Origin of the sequence: Arthrobacter humicola, assembly GCF_022803015.1 — a bacterium.
GTDB classification, from domain to species: domain Bacteria; phylum Actinomycetota; class Actinomycetes; order Actinomycetales; family Micrococcaceae; genus Arthrobacter; species Arthrobacter humicola_A.
In genome coordinates, this window is the sequence record NZ_JAFKON010000005.1 from 42,673 (window position 1) to 57,404 (window position 14,732).

Sequence of the window (14,732 nt, forward strand, 5' to 3'; positions counted from 1 at the left end):
GGGCCGGCCACAGTTGTGGACATTGCCCCGATGAAACAACGAGATTTACATTACCCCAGTCTGGCGCGCCAGCCGAATACACCAGTCCTGGCTGCGCTCAGAAACCGGAGGTATCCGGCGTGCCCGGCATCCTGTGGCACCGTGCACTGACATCGCAGCTGGTCTTTGTCCCGCGACGGCGGGGTGTTGGCATTCAGGCAAAGCAGGATAGGTAATTTTGCCCCCGATGCGGGTAAAGGGACGCACCGTAACGGCTGACTCCACGTGCTTCCTTCGAGTGGTCCGCCCATCCAACAGGGTAGTTGTCACTCGTGTGCACTGGAGGGCAATCCAATCTACTAGGAAGACCACAGCCGACCGAGTTGCTAGGAGGCATCAATATGTTTTGTCGTCGTCCATGGGGTCTTTCCTGCCGCCCCAGAGCGGGGCGGTCCAGGTTCGACCCCCGGACGTGCCTCGTTTCTTCAACTGCAAATGCCTCTACCGGTGCCACATCAGGAGGAAAGTCATGAGTATCGTCGAGGTATTCGGGAAGAATCCCGCGCGGCCGTGCGGGGACGAGGGGCACCTACCGCGCTCAACGAGGCAGGCGTTGTCGACGCACTCCGTCCTGCGCGCCACCCAAGGGGTGGTTGTCGGGGCTGTGGCTGTCGCCATGATGCTCGCGCTCGCGTTGTTGCCGGGTCCCGGTGCCTTGGCCGACACCGCGCCGTCAGATCCCGCCAACCCGGCCACGCCACCCACGGTCTCTGCGGACGGGTTGCCGACAGTGCAGATAGATGGTGTGGCGTGGCAGCAACTCGTCGTGGGCAACACTGTTTATGTGGTGGGTAGTTTCACGACCGCGCGACCGGCCGGTTCGGCTCCCGGGACCAACACAGTGGTTCGGAACAACATTCTGGCTTATGACATAACGACAGGAAATCTCAATACGACGTTCGCGCCGAGCCTGAATGCCCAGGCAAAGGCCATCACCGCAGCCCCCGATGGTTCCCGGATCTATGTCGCCGGCGCTTTCACCCAGGTCAACGGCGTGTCGCAGCCCTACGTGGCGGCGCTGAATCCGGCCACGGGAGCCCTGATCACGAGTTTTGCCCCGAAAGTGAATTCGCGCGTGTACGCCCTGGCAGCCACGAACACTTCCGTCTTCATGGGCGGCTGGTTCAGCGGCGTCGGTTCTGTCAGCCGGTCCCGCCTAGCTGCGGTCCGCGCCTCAGATGCTGCGCTGCTGAGCTGGAATCCTGTGGTCGCGGGTGGAGACGTCAACAACATGGTGATCTCTCCAGATGGCACAAAGTTGGTCGCGGGCGGGAGCTTCACAAGTGTGAACGGATCGAGCAACCCGGGTTACGGCATGGCGGCCCTGAACACTTTGACGGGGGACCTATTGCCGTGGGCCGTCAACGGCGTGGCCCGCAACGGTGGGGTCAACGCCTCAATCTATAGCCTTGCCACGGACGGAACGAGCGTTTACGGCACCGGCTATGTGTTCGGCTCGGGGGGCAACCTCGAAGGTGCATTCTCCGCCACCTGGAACGGAGGGGTGGTCAACTGGGTGGAAGACTGCCACGGAGACTCTTATGGTGTTTACCCCTCGGACACAGCGGTCTACGTCGTGGGCCACCCCCATTACTGCGGCAATATCGGAGGCTTCCCCGAGACCTCCCCTCGAACCCATCACCGCGCCCTTTCCTTCAGTAAGGCCCGAACAGGCACCATAACGACTGAACCGAGCACCAGCTACTTTAACTTTGCTGGCACCCCCCGGCCATCCCTCCTGCCCTGGTTCCCGGACATTGACGCCGGAACATTTACCGGCGCCAGCCAGGGCGCTTGGACTGTGACTGGAAATTCGCAGTACGTCATTTTGGGCGGAGAGTTTCCCAAGGTCAACGGAATCCCTCAGCAGGGACTGGTCAGGTTCGCGGTCAAGAGCCTTGCCCCGAACAAACGAGGGCCCGTACTGACCGGCAGTGCCATGAACCCGACCCTGCTCTCTACGAAACCCGGAACCGCTCGTGTGGGTTGGCGGGCCGACTGGGACCAGGACAACGAGAACCTGAAGTATGAAGTCATCCGCGACGGCAATGAGGCCACGCCCATCTACACCAAAACCCAAGCGTCGACCTTCTGGAATCGGCCGGCAATGGGGGTCGTGGACTCGGGCCTCGTGCCAGGATCCACCCACAACTACCGCATCAAGATCACGGACCCGCTAGGCAACGTGACCAGGTCAGACAATGTCAACGTGACTGTGGCCTCGGCAAGTCTGAGCGCGTATGCCCAAGGCGTACTCACGGATGGTGCCGGGAGTTTCTGGAGGCTCGGAGAGGCAAGCGGTAACACTTTCGCCGACTGGGCCGGATGGGCAGACGCCGTCGTCGGCCCAGGCGTTACCAGGGGCACGCCGGGCGCAATTGTGGGGGATGCGAACACTGCGACGACGTTTAGCGGAATCGCAAGCGGATTCGCATCCACGCAGACGTCAATCCCCGGGCCCAGCGTGTTCAGCGCGGAAACCTGGATCAAGACGACCACCACGGCCGGCGGCAAGATTCTAGGCTTTGGCGACAGATCAACGGGAACATCCATTAAATATGACAGGCACGTCTACATGGACAATTCGGGCAAAATCTACTTTGGCGTAAACAACGGCGTGCGCAGGACGCTGAGTACCGCAAGAAGCTATAACGACGGCAACTGGCATCAGATCGTGGCAAGCCTGGGATCGAGCGGGATGGCCCTCTACATCGACGGCGTACGGGTCGTTCAGCGGACTGATGTGACACGCGGGCAGGACTTTGCAGGCTACTGGAGAATAGGCGGGGACAGCACCGCTAATTGGCCCGGCGTCCGGTCGAGCAACTTCTTCCAGGGTGTCATTGACGAAGTCTCGATTTACCCCGGCGTATTGAGCCCGGCGCAGGTCCAGAAACACTACGTCGATTCCGGTCGCACTCCAGTCACTCCATGAGTGCAAGGGAACACCTAGCCTCTACAGGGCTTTGAACGACCTCCCGAATAACTGCCGCGTCCCACGGGCCCCTTAGGGCTCCCGTGGGACGCCGCTGCGTCTGCGCCGTCGCGTCTGCGTCCGAGACCAACAGTCGCAGGCACCTGCCCGGTTCGGGATCTTGCCGACTGCACGCAGCTGATCCACACTCGTCCCCGCAGTTCCGGCCAAGCCCATGAGGAACGGCCCTAACCGGGCCGAATCGACCGCTTGCGTCCCTGCGACGTACGGGTATTTCACTATCGCTTGTGGGTATTCGGTGCAGGTACTCAGCCAATCTAAATAAATCCTACAAGTGGTTACCCGGATGAATAGGGGTAGACCCCACTCGTGTGCAGGGCAGGTCCATCCCCTTGACTAGGGGGACCAAAGCCGACCGAGTCATTAGAAGGTCTCAGCATGTATGACCAACAGCTTCAGTGGGTCCCCCCCGGTTTGTTCCTAATGGATGAGCCTCACCGGCAGAGCGCACGGGAAATGACGCTCTCGCACCGGCAGACGCCAGCCGCCGCCCTCCTGACCCGGCGCCACACTTTGCCCCCGTTCGCAGCGCTCACTGCTGCGAATAGTTGCGGGTCGTCTAATCGGCTCAAGGAAATCGGCGGCGGGCATGAGTGACGTCAAGCACCGCCGGCTACTCCATGCGGGGGTACGCCCCACGAACACTATCCGAACCCAGGCCCCGGCAAAAATTTCAACGAGGCCTCAGCATTCGGTATGGGATGACGAATCCCCTGCCGATATCGCCGTTCCCCGGAGTGCAGCCACCCGCCGGTGGAAAAAATTCTCCAATCATCTCCGAATCACTGATGCGACAGCGATTTTCATTTCGGTCGCCTCGGCTTACCTTTTCCGCTTCGGCGCCGAGGTGCCGGCGGCGGCCGAGTGGGACTTTGAAACCAGCTACATCGTGGTATCAATGCTGATCCTGGTCACCTGGATTGCAGTTCTGGAGATTTACTCCACCCGAGATAGCCGGACGTTTGGTGCAGGCGCAACTGAATACAAGAGGGTAGTTCAAGCCACGCTCAAGCTATTCGGTGTCCTGGCAATAGCAATGGTCTTTGTCCGTTTCGATGTCGCACGGGGCTACTTTGCGATTGCCCTGCCCCTAGGGCTTGTGCTGCTCACCGGAAGCCGGTGGCTTTGGCGGAAGTGGCTGAACCAGCAGCGGAGCCGGGGCGAGTACCTCTCCCGAGTCATCGTGATCGGAGATACGCCGGACGTCGAGTACGTGATCAACCAGATCGAACTGAATCCGGCCGCCGGTTATCAGATTTCCGGTGTGGCTTTGTCCACCCTGGATAAGTCCCTGGAGCTGCGGCCTCCCTGGTACCGCATTCCGGTTCTCTCGACACTGGCTGAGATTTCACGGATGGTCAAAGTCGCAGGCGCGGATGCCGTCATCGTTGCGGGCCCGCTCCCTGGAGGCAGCAAGTACATCCGGGAACTGGGATGGAAGCTCGAGGCTACCGGAACGGAACTCGTCCTGGCGTCACGCCTCACAAACGTTGCCGGTCCGCGAATCCACTGGCGCCCTGTAGACGGATTGCCGCTGGTGCATGTGGAGCTCCCTCAGTATGCCGGCGGCAAGCACGTACTGAAACGCGTAGTAGATGTCGTGGCTGCCTCAGCGGCGCTGGTGGTTTTGTCGCCCCTAATGCTGATCCTGGCCGTCATCGTCAAGCGCGACAGCGCGGGTCCAGTCATCTTCCGCCAGGTACGTGCGGGCAAGAACGGCGTTCCCTTCCACATGTTGAAGTTCCGGACGATGGTTCAGGCCGCTGAAACCGACATCGACTCCCTGCGAGACCTGAACGAGGGTGCCGGCCCGCTCTTCAAGATCCGAAATGATCCACGAATTACAGAATGCGGGCAATGGATGCGTAAGTTCTCCCTCGATGAGCTGCCCCAGTTCTGGAATGTGCTGACCGGCGAAATGAGCCTGGTCGGTCCCCGGCCCCCGCTGCCTCTCGAAGTCCAGAGCTATGAGAAATTCACCCACCGCCGGCTGCTGATTAAGCCCGGGATAACTGGGTTGTGGCAGATCAACGGCCGTTCCACCCTCCCCTGGGAGGAGAGCGTCCGACTGGATCTCTATTACGTGGAGAATTGGTCGCTCACGGGCGACCTCGTCATCCTGTGGAGAACCTTTAGAGCCATGCGCAGTCCCGTCGGTGCGTACTGAAGGAGATGCTATGACCCCCCGAATCGGCTATGCAGCGGGCGCCTTTGATCTATTTCATGTAGGCCACCTGAATTTGCTGCGGCAGGCCAAAGCGGAATGCGACTTCCTGGTTGCCGGCGTTGTCACCGATGAGCTCCTGGTCAAGACCAAGGGCCAGCCGCCGATAATTCCGCTGGCAGAACGTTTGGAAATCGTTCGCAATATCCGATTTGTAGATGATGCGATTTCTGAACACCTCCCGCGCAAGATCGACACCTGGCGTTCCAATCCCTTCGACGTTCTTTTCAAAGGGGACGACTGGAGGGGCACGCCCAAGGGCTTGGAGCTTGAACGAGATTTCGCGGCAGTGGGCGTGGACGTTGTCTATTTTCCCTACACCGTGCACACGTCGAGCACAGCCATTCGCCGGACCCTTGAGCTCCTAAACTCCGACGCTCAGGGGTGGGTGCCCCTGCAAGGCATCCCCTAATTCAAAACGTTCGGGCCCCACGGGGCCAGCCAGCAGGTCTCTCTAAAACCACAAAGTCCCCGGGGGGGAAAAATGAAACATAAAGCTGTTCGGCGTGCCGGATTACGTATTGCACTGGTCGGGACACGGGGTGTGCCCGCACATTACGGCGGCTTCGAAACCTGTGTCGAGGAAGTGGGGCGCAGGCTAGCTGAGCGGGGCCATCTGGTAACGGTCTACTGCCGCTCCGGAAACGGCATAGACACCCGCGTCAAGGAATACGAGGGGATGCAGCTTGTGCATCTGCCGGCACTCCGCCGACGCTCACTCGAGACTTTGAGCCACACCGGATTGTCGGTGGCTCATCTGCTGTTCCGCAGGGCTGACGCCACAATCGTTTTCAACGCAGCGAACGCTCCTTGGCTTCCCCTTCTCCGGTTGGCGCGCATTCCAGTGGCCACCCACATGGACGGCCTGGAATGGAAGCGGGCCAAGTGGGGGACCCTCGGGAAACGGTACTACCGCTGGGCAGAGAGATTTTCCGTCCGGTTTTCCAATGCCCTTATTGCAGATGCAGCCGGGATTCGTGACTACTACCGCGCCACCTTCAATGCCGCCACCCAGCTGATTTCGTACGGCGCACCCTTACTTGCGCCCCGGGAGCCGGAACGTCTCGCGGGCATTGGCCTGTCCTCCGGGCAGTACCATCTCGTGGTGGCCCGGCTGGAGCCGGAAAACCACGTTCATATGATCGTTGAAGGCTATGTCCGGAGCGCCGCCAAGCTCCCCTTAGTCGTCGTGGGAACCACGCCTTACGGCCAGGAGTACAGCCAAAAGGTACAGGATTCCGCAGACTCGAGAGTGCGATTCCTCGGCGGGGTTTGGGACCAGGAGTTGCTGGATGAGCTGTACGCCAACGCCTTGGTCTACTGGCACGGCCATTCTGTCGGGGGCACCAATCCTTCCCTGCTCCGGGCGATCGGTGCGGGTACGGCGACCAACGCTTTTGACGTCAACTTCAACCGCGAGGTGCTGGAGTCAGCCGGCGAATACTTCCGCGACCCGGCCGACGTCGCACGGTTGGCCGAGGACTCTGAGGCGCGTCTCGCCGGAACCAGATCGAGAGGGAGCCAAGCCCGGGAAATTGCGGCGAAGTACGACTGGGACCTGGTGGCAGATCTTTACGAAACGCTGTGCTACGGGCTGGACTCCGGTGCCCTGACCCACGCTCAAAACAGCGAACCCCCTGCCGCCGGACGGGCGCAGGACGAAAGCCGGGTGGCATCGTGAGCAGGGTAGGAGCACAGCATGCTCGGACGTCACCGCCGCGGACCGGCTTCAAGGGAACGCTCGCAGCGCTGGGATCCGCCCAGAAACCAGTAGCGGCCGGGGCCCCGCCATATTCCATACTCGTCAACCGGCGGGCCGGCAGATTCGTCGCGGCAGCAGCGTATCGCGCCGGCATGTCCCCTAACCAGGTCACCGCGGTCAGTGCAACCTTCACCTTTGGCGGGATAATCCTGCTGGCCACGACCGCCCCGGCTGGGTGGGTCGGGGCACTCGTCTGGGCAGCGCTGGCGCTGGGATACATCTTTGACTCCGCAGACGGGCAGTTGGCGCGGCTCCAAGGGAGTGGCTCCGTGGCCGGAGAATGGCTGGACCACGTCGTGGACAGTACGAAGATCGTCAGCCTGCACCTTGCCGTTCTCATCGCGGCCTTCCGCCATTTCCAGCTTCCCTCGGATGGATGGCTCCTGGTTCCGATTGGCTACGCCATCGTCGGAACCGTGTCGTTCTTTGCGATGATCTTGAACGATCAGCTCAAGGCAGTGGTGCTGCTGAAGTCCGGCCGCGCTGCCATCCCCAGGAAGTCGTCAGCGCTCAAATCTGCGCTTTTAGTCCCCACTGACTACGGAGTGCTGTGTTTGGTGTTCCTGCTGCTGGGGGCCCCGCTTGCCTTCTTCACGGTTTACAGCTTGTTCTTCGCGCTCAACGCAATGCATCTGGCAGTGGCTTCGACCCGGTGGTTTGGCGATATGAGAAGCCTCTCAACATCCAAATTGGTCTCAACTCGGAGCGAATCATGAATAACAGCACGAATACTGCAGAGGGCCGTCCCCTGGACAGCCGGCGGAGAGTCCAGTTCCTGGTGATCGGATTTATCCTGACCGTGTTCCTGATAGGAGCCATCATCTGGGGGACCAGCCAGTCCTCCAACCACCGTCCCGCGGGTCTAGCTGGCTCCTCAACCGGGGTTGTTGCGACGCCGACACCGACAGCGACGCCGACGGAGACGGCAATGCAATCCTTGCCGGGCGGCACAACTGCCCCGGCCTCGCCGGCTTCCGCGCCGGCCCCGGAGCCGACGGCGGCCAGCCCGGCTCCTGCGCCCGCGACCGGCAGCGACGCGCAGCTTGCCAACGTGGACCAGCCTGTCGCGCCGCCGGTCCCGCTGGATCAACCAGCATCCATACGGGAAGGCATCACCGCCGAGATCACCGAGTTTGAGAGCGTCCAGGGACAGGCTCAAAAAGCCGGTGAGGTCGCTGGCCCATCCCTCCGGTTCACCGTCACTCTCCACAACAGCACGGACCGCCCCCTTACGACGGCGGACGTCGTAGTGAACGTCAGCGCAGGTGCGGAGGATCTGCCTTCCATCACGCTCAGCGGGCCTGATGTGTCCGAATTTCCCCCCACGATCGCCCCCGGGGAGTCCGGCTCGGCCACGTATGTTTTCCTGGTTCCCGTAGACCAACGGGACAAGGTTCGAGTTCTCGTGAATTTTCAGGTTGATTCGCCTATTGCGGCATTCGAAGGTGCCGCACCGACAGAAGGTAAGCCATGATCGAACCGTCCAGTCCCCAACCCGTTCCAACAAACCGCTCTCGACGCTGGCCCGGTAACGGGCCTAGGAAGCTTGGCGCCGTCCTGCTCGCTTCCGCGGTTGCTATGTCGATGGCCCTGGTCGCGGCTCCTCCCGTTACGGCCGACACCGCTCCTCTTGATCCCGCCAACCCCGCCACACCCGTCACCGTCTCGGCGGATGCTTTGCCCACGGTGCAGATCGATGGAATCGTCTGGCAGCAGGTCATCATCGGCAACGTGGCCTACGCGGTAGGACAATTCAACACGGCCAGGCCGGCCGGCGCCGCACCGGGAACAAACACCGTCGCCCGGAACAATATCCTGGCCTACGACGTCACAACCGGAAATCTGATTACGACATTTACCGCCAGCCTGAACGGCATGGCGAAAACCATTGCGGCTTCACCAGACGGATCCAAGCTCTTCGTCGGGGGCGCCTTTTCGCAGGTGAACGGCGTAGCACGGCCCTATGTAGCTGCGCTGAACCCCACGACTGGTGCGCTGATCACGTCCTGGGCGCCGAAAGTTAACTCGCGTGTGGTGGCTCTCACGGCATCCAACAACGCCGTCTACATGGGCGGGTGGTTCAGCGGCGTCGGATCGGTCAGCCGCCCCAAGCTGGCCGCAGTGTCGACGTCAAACGCTACCCTGCTGAATTGGAACCCGGTCCCGGCCGGCGGCGACGTCAACACGCTGCTCGTTTCACCGGATGACTCCAAGGTTGTAGTGGGGGGCGGCTTCACCACACTCAACGGTTCGAGCAACCCCGGCTACGGGCTGGGGGCAGTCGATACTAACACCGGCGGGCTGTTGCCGTGGGCCGCGAACGGCTTGGTGAGAAACGGCGGGCCACAAGCAGCCATCCTCAGCCTCGCCAGCGACGGAACAAGAGTTTACGGAACGGGCTACGTGTTTGGCAACGGCGGGAACCTGGAGGGAACATTCTCCGCTGACTGGTCCGACGGTGCCATCAAGTGGGTCGAGGACTGCCACGGCGACACCTATGGCGTCTACGCATCCGATACAGCCGTCTACACCGTAAGTCATGCCCATTACTGCGGAAACATCGGCGGTTTTCCCCAGACGTCGCCAAAGTGGACATTCAATCATGCACTGGCGTTCAGCAAGGCAGCGACGGGCACTCTGACCGATGATCCCTATGGATACTTCAATTTTGCCGGGAATCCCTCGCCGTCTCTCCTTCAGTGGTACCCCGAATTCGCCGTCGGCACGTTCAGCGGCGCATCCCAGGCCGCCTGGAACATCACCGGCAACAACCAATACATCGTCGCCGGCGGCGAGTTCCCAAGCGTAAACGGAAAAGCCCAGCAGGGCCTGGTCCGGTTTGCAGTCAAGGGCATTGCGCCAAACAAGCAGGGCCCGGTGGTCACAGGCGCCGCCTTCAACCCGTCCGTTATCAGCACCGCCACCGGAACGGCGAGGGTCAGCTGGCAGGCGAACTGGGATAAGGACAATCAAAACCTGAGCTACCAGCTCATCCGTGACGGAAAGACTGCCACGCCGATCTACACCAAAACACAGGAGTCCGACTTCTGGCGTCGGCCGGGCATGGGATACATCGACACGGGACTGGCGGCCGGATCCACCCACACATATCAGATCATCGCCACCGATGCCTTCGGCAACACCGCGAAATCGAACGCCGTCAGCGTCACCACCGCCACGGCCGGGAGCGTCAGTGACTATGCCCGTGGCGTTCTCGACGACGGTGCGGCTGACTACTGGCGGTTGGGCGAAGGCAGCGGAGGGACCGCCGTAGACTGGGCCGGCTGGAGCGATATCAGCCTAGGGACCGGCGCAACACGCGGAACCGCCGGCGCCATCACCGGGGACACGAACGCTGCAACCACCTTCGACGGAACGAATACCGGGTTCGGGGCTACCCAGACCCGGATCCAAGGCCCGGACACGTTCACGGCCGAAGCGTGGTTCAAGACCACAAGCACTTCAGGAGGCAAGATACTCGGCTTTGGAAATAGCCCGACAGGAGAGTCCGGCAGCTATGACCGCCACGTCTATATGGACAACGCAGGACGGATCATCTACGGCGTCTACACCGGAAATACGGAAACCCTGCAAAGCTCCGCCGGTTTCAATGACGGGCAGTGGCACCAAGTCACCGTCAGCCTTGGTTCTAACGGAATGGTGCTATATGTCGACGGAAAGCGAATTGCGAAGCGCGCGGACGTGACCAGCGGACAGCCCTACACCGGGGTCTGGCGAATCGGTGGCGACAACCTCAACGGCTGGCCGTCGCAGCCCGCAAGTAGCTACTTCCAGGGAAGCATCGATGAAGTAAGCATCTACCCGACCGTTCTGGGGCTGTCCCAGGTCCAGAACCACTTCCAGGCCTCCGGCCGCACCCTTAACCTGCCCACTGCGCCTGTAGACAACTACGGCAAGGCAGTGTTCCAGCTCAACCCGGACCTGTACTGGAGGGTGGGCGAAACTACGGGAACGACGGCAGCCGACAGCGGTGCGGTAGGCAATACAGGTACCTTCGTCAGCGGAACGAGTCTGGGACGCCCAGGGGCGCTCGCAGGAGTGACTAATACAGCCGTCGAATTCGACGGCTCATCGGGCTTGCTCTCGTCCGACGCCCAGTTCTCCAACCCCACGGTTTACACGGAGGAGCTGTGGTTCAACACAACCACCACCAATGGCGGCAAGCTGATCGGTTTCGGTGGTTCCCAGACCGGACTCTCGGGCAACTACGACCGGCACGTCTACATGGAGAACAGCGGACAATTGACGTTCGGCGTTTGGACGGGTCAAGCCAACACCATTACGACTCCACAGCCGTACAACGACGGGTCGTGGCACCATATGGTGGCAACCCAGTCGTCGGACGGGATGAAGCTGTATGTGGATGGCCAGGAGGTCGGTTCCAATCCGCAGGCCGGGTCCCAAGCCTACAACGGCTACTGGCGTGTGGGTGCAGATACGACGTGGGGACCGCAGCCATACTTCGCGGGAGCCATCGATGAGGTGGCCGTGTACTCCACGGCGCTGAGTTCCTCCGACGTTTCGGCTCACTACGCCCTGGGTGCGGGCACCACGCCTGCCAACCAGTCTCCGGTGGCTGCCTTTAGCTCGGCTGTGGCGGATCTGACCGCGACGCTGGACGGGTCGGCGTCGGCAGATCCGGACGGCACGGTTGCCAGCTACGCCTGGGACTTCGGCGATTCGTCGCCGGCCGGGACAGGGCGGACTCCGTCGCACACATATGCAGCGGCGGGAACCTATCAGGTCAAGCTGACGGTGACGGATGACAAGGGAGCGACAGGGCAAGTGACGCAAGCAGTAACGGTCACCGCGGCCAACCAGTCTCCGGTGGCTGCCTTTAGCTCGGCTGTGGCGGATCTGACCGCGACGCTGGACGGGTCGGCGTCGGCAGATCCGGACGGCACGGTTGCCAGCTACGCCTGGGACTTCGGCGATTCGTCGCCGGCCGGGACAGGGCGGACTCCGTCGCACACATATGCAGCGGCGGGAACCTATCAGGTCAAGCTGACGGTGACGGATGACAAGGGAGCGACAGGGCAAGTGACGCAAGCAGTAACGGTCACCGCGGCCAACCAGTCTCCGGTGGCTGCCTTTAGCTCGGCTGTGGCGGATCTGACCGCGACGCTGGACGGGTCGGCGTCGGCAGATCCGGACGGCACGGTTGCCAGCTACGCCTGGGACTTCGGCGATTCGTCGCCGGCCGGGACAGGGCGGACACCGTCGCACACATATGCAGCGGCGGGAACCTATCAGGTCAAGCTGACGGTGACGGATGACAAGGGAGCGACAGGGCAAGTGACGCAAGCAGTAACGGTCACCGCGGCCAACCAGTCTCCGGTGGCTGCCTTTAGCTCGGCTGTGGCGGATCTGACCGCGACGCTGGACGGGTCGGCGTCGGCAGATCCGGACGGCACGGTTGCCAGCTACGCCTGGGACTTCGGCGATTCGTCGCCAGCCGGGACAGGGCGGACACCGTCGCACACATATGCAGCGGCGGGAACCTATCAGGTCAAGCTGACGGTGACGGATGACAAGGGAGCGACAGGTACCGTCAGCAAGTCCATCACGGTAACGGCTCCTGCCGACCAGCCCCTGGCAAAGGACGACTTCGGTCGGACAGTTGCCGGCGGCTTCGGGCAGGCGGATGTCGGAGGCAACTGGACGACCCCGTCCGGTGCGAGCAACTATTCGGTCGCCAATGGAAATGCAACGATCAACAACGCTGCGGGAGCTACTCGAAGCGCATTCCTGAATGCGGTTTCTGCGGACTCGGCCGTGACGCAGTTCGATGTATCCCTCGACAAGATCGGAGACGGTGGCGGGACCTTTGTCTCGGTCATAGGCCGTAACGCCGGCAGCTCCAACGACTATCGAGCCAAGCTGTGGATTTCCAGGACCGGAGCCTTGACTCTGTACCTGACCAAAACGGTTGCAGGGGCGGAAACCATCCTTTCGACCAGGACCCTCGGGCTGACGTACAACGTGGGAGATTCCGTGCGGATCAAAATGGCCGTGACCGGAACGTCGCCCAGTACTTTGAGCGCTAAGGCCTGGAAAACCAGCACCGCTGAGCCGGCAGCATGGAGCCTGACCGCGACCGACTCGACGTCGGCGCTCCAGGTCCCTGGCTCCGTCGGCATACTCAGCTACGTGTCGGGGTCGAACCTCAACGGCCCGGTGAAGGTGACCCTGCGTAACTGGCTTACCACCAGGGAGCCCTAACCCCCGGCGCGACACGGCCGGGAACGCCGGCGGAGAGCCCCCTTGGGTGTGGTATTAATCACACTCAAGGGGGCTCTCCGCCGTCGAGGCGGGACTCGCGGGTGGTCGGCGTCACCCGCGTCAGGACTCGCGTCTGGCCGGGGGGACCCCAAAGGGAGCACACTAGAGGTGGCCCGACACGCCGCGCCTCAAGGGGGAACAAACTCGTGGTGCTGGTTTGACACGCCGTCGCGCCTTCCCCGATGCTGTAACGGCAAAAGTTATCCAGTCGTTACGTTGCGGTAGAGCGCAAGCTTGGGCGGCCCCTCAGATCTAAGGAACAAATAATGGAAGCGACTCATCTTTCCCGTAGGAGCGCCCTGGGATTAGGGGCCGCGGCGGCCCTCGGGCTGGCGGCAGGCCAGCTCGGTAACGCCACACCGTCCGCAGCGGCCATCGCTCGTCCGACGGGCACCGGCTACGTCCGCTATGAGGACCTGTACAGCTCCGGCAACGACCTGCAGACGGTCATCAACAAAGTTACCGGTAATCGGGTGCTGACCTTCCCCGAAGGCGTGTTCACCATTCCGTCCAATTTCCGCTACGGGTACAAAGACGGCGTGCGGTTGGGGAATCGTTCCGGTGGTGCCGGCTGTCGCGGCCTGGTGGGGTCCGGACGCAACACTATTTTTAGGATGGCCTCCTCGAGCCAGCCGAGGTGGACCGGTGGAGCTTCGCCCTACATGCTCATTCACGCGATCGCTTCCAGCGCAGATCCGATGATCACAGTCGAACTGCGCAACTTCCAAATCCAGGGAACCAGCCTGGGCCATGAGTACAACGGTCTTCGGCTGAGCCGGGCAAACGGCGTCGTCGATAACGTCTATATCAATGGCATCACCGGCTACGACTCCGTCCCGCCGGGCGAAACCGGGGGCATCAGCATATTCCAGTGCACTTCGGTGCGGGTAACCAACACCGAAGTGGATGGCCGCCGCGCAGGTGTGCGGGTTAGTTCCAGCCCCGTAATGGTGAACAACAGCTCGGGGATCACATTCCAGGACTGCTACTTCCACCATTCTCTTACTGGTGGCGGCGGCATTGCCTGGTTCGAGTCGCGTGATTCAACTGTGACCCGGGTGCGTTCGGAATACATTGGCTCCGGGACAGGCAAGCTTGCAGGGTACTGCTTCAACCACGAACAGTCCACGCGTATCACGTACAACGATCCCGTGATGATCTGTGACCGGAAGACCACCGGCGGTACTTTGCACATGTCCTTGAACTCCGATGCAGCCCGCGGCGGAACAGACTGTGTGCTCACGGTGAAAAACCCCAAGTGGGACGGGACGAGTGTGGGCTCCGGAAAATTCGTTGTCGAGACTTGGACCATGGGGAACCAGGCCCAAAAGTCCGCCCCCCGCGTTTATGGCCCGACGGGGGCCGCGCTGCCGTTCACCTGGCTGCATCCAGCCTAAAGCCTGTTCTCC

The 14,732-nt window shown here is 61.8% G+C and carries 8 protein-coding genes; all 8 read left to right on the plus strand.

What is annotated here, in order from left to right:
* Positions 1–508 precede the first annotated feature (508 nt).
* The 8 genes from ARTB_RS11465 to ARTB_RS11500 all read left to right on the plus strand — a co-directional run bounded on the left by ARTB_RS11465 (position 509) and on the right by ARTB_RS11500 (position 14,720).
* Positions 509–2,974, plus strand: coding sequence for a LamG-like jellyroll fold domain-containing protein (locus ARTB_RS11465; protein WP_243180543.1), 2,466 nt, complete (start codon positions 509–511; stop codon positions 2,972–2,974).
* Between the two features lie 649 nt (positions 2,975–3,623).
* Complete coding sequence (locus ARTB_RS11470) at positions 3,624–5,201, plus strand: sugar transferase (protein WP_243180545.1); 1,578 nt, start codon at positions 3,624–3,626, stop codon at positions 5,199–5,201.
* A 10-nt stretch (positions 5,202–5,211) separates the two neighbouring features.
* A complete protein-coding gene (locus tag ARTB_RS11475; protein ID WP_243180547.1) occupies positions 5,212–5,670 on the plus strand; it encodes an adenylyltransferase/cytidyltransferase family protein in 459 nt (152 codons plus the stop codon).
* A gap of 72 nt (positions 5,671–5,742) precedes the next feature.
* Complete coding sequence (locus ARTB_RS11480; RefSeq protein ID WP_243180549.1) at positions 5,743–6,939, plus strand: DUF1972 domain-containing protein; 1,197 nt, start codon at positions 5,743–5,745, stop codon at positions 6,937–6,939.
* A 173-nt stretch (positions 6,940–7,112) separates the two neighbouring features.
* Positions 7,113–7,736 carry a CDP-alcohol phosphatidyltransferase family protein gene (locus ARTB_RS11485; RefSeq protein ID WP_308197238.1) on the plus strand — a complete coding sequence of 208 codons (624 nt, stop codon included), beginning with the start codon at positions 7,113–7,115 and terminating at the stop codon, positions 7,734–7,736.
* Positions 7,733–8,494 (plus strand): hypothetical protein, encoded by a 762-nt coding sequence (locus tag ARTB_RS11490; RefSeq protein WP_243180552.1) that lies wholly within the window; start codon positions 7,733–7,735, stop codon positions 8,492–8,494. Before ARTB_RS11485 ends, ARTB_RS11490 begins: the two co-directional genes overlap by 4 nt.
* Positions 8,495–8,598: 104 nt before the next feature.
* Positions 8,599–13,263, plus strand: coding sequence for a LamG domain-containing protein (locus ARTB_RS11495; RefSeq protein WP_243180553.1), 4,665 nt, complete (start codon positions 8,599–8,601; stop codon positions 13,261–13,263).
* A 326-nt stretch (positions 13,264–13,589) separates the two neighbouring features.
* Positions 13,590–14,720, plus strand: a complete 1,131-nt coding sequence (locus ARTB_RS11500) for a hypothetical protein (protein ID WP_243180554.1) — start codon at positions 13,590–13,592, stop codon at positions 14,718–14,720.
* The last annotated feature ends 12 nt before the right edge of the window (positions 14,721–14,732 follow it).

Excerpts from the sequence above, each read along its gene's own strand:
- ARTB_RS11475 (WP_243180547.1), top strand. The coding sequence starts at position 5,212 with ATGACCCCCCGAATCGGCTATGCAGCGGGCGCCTTTGATCTATTTCAT.
- ARTB_RS11465 (WP_243180543.1), top strand. The coding sequence starts at position 509 with ATGAGTATCGTCGAGGTATTCGGGAAGAATCCCGCGCGGCCGTGCGGG.
- ARTB_RS11480 (WP_243180549.1), top strand. The coding sequence starts at position 5,743 with ATGAAACATAAAGCTGTTCGGCGTGCCGGATTACGTATTGCACTGGTC.
- ARTB_RS11470 (WP_243180545.1), top strand. The coding sequence starts at position 3,624 with ATGAGTGACGTCAAGCACCGCCGGCTACTCCATGCGGGGGTACGCCCC.
- ARTB_RS11485 (WP_308197238.1), top strand. The coding sequence starts at position 7,113 with ATGTCCCCTAACCAGGTCACCGCGGTCAGTGCAACCTTCACCTTTGGC.
- ARTB_RS11500 (WP_243180554.1), top strand. The coding sequence starts at position 13,590 with ATGGAAGCGACTCATCTTTCCCGTAGGAGCGCCCTGGGATTAGGGGCC.
- ARTB_RS11495 (WP_243180553.1), top strand. The coding sequence starts at position 8,599 with ATGTCGATGGCCCTGGTCGCGGCTCCTCCCGTTACGGCCGACACCGCT.
- ARTB_RS11490 (WP_243180552.1), top strand. The coding sequence starts at position 7,733 with ATGAATAACAGCACGAATACTGCAGAGGGCCGTCCCCTGGACAGCCGG.